Below are 601 nucleotides of genomic sequence, written 5' to 3'. Positions count from 1 at the left end.
TGTCAGCTCGCACAGCGTATCACTGGCCGTTATCATCTGTTACCTCTTGATGAGAAAGAGACTGCGGATTACATCGCGTTTCGTTTGCACACGGCTGGTGGCGATCAGCAACTGTTTCATCGCAGTTCCAGTAAGTTGATTGCGAAGTATAGCCATGGCATTCCGCGTCTCATCAACCTGATTTGTGATAAAGCATTGAATATGAGTTATCACCAGGGCAGTGTCGTTGTCGATAAACAGACGGTGCAACAAGCCTGTGAAGAAGTCATGCAGTTTCAGGCGGACATTTACCAGCAAGATAAACCTCGTCAATCTTTTACATGGCCAGCTTGGGGGTCGGCTGCTATTGGTGTAATGGCAGCGGTTGGTGTCGGCTGGGCTGCAATAAATTACATGCCAGTGAAGCCTAAGACTCCGATGTCGGAAGTCCCCGTTGCTGCGTCTACTCCTGCTCCTCTTATGGCAAGTGAGCAGCTAACTGATGCACAGCGCGATATGCTGTTGGCGCAGAAACAATCCAATCTTGCCGTGAATGATCTTTACCGCCTTTGGGGATATCGAGCATCAGTGCGCGATAATCTTTGCTTGTCTGAGCCTCAAT

Annotated in this window: 1 pseudogene; it reads left to right on the top strand. The window is 49.3% G+C overall.

Annotated elements, in window-relative coordinates:
* Positions 1-601 (top strand): annotated as a pseudogene (locus R7P74_RS27815) (hypothetical protein); the annotation flags it as partial.

The sequence above is a fragment of the Vibrio sp. 2033 genome (assembly GCF_033339735.1).
Note: the sequence above shows the minus strand (reverse complement) of the source record. Positions and strands in the feature narration are given on the sequence as shown.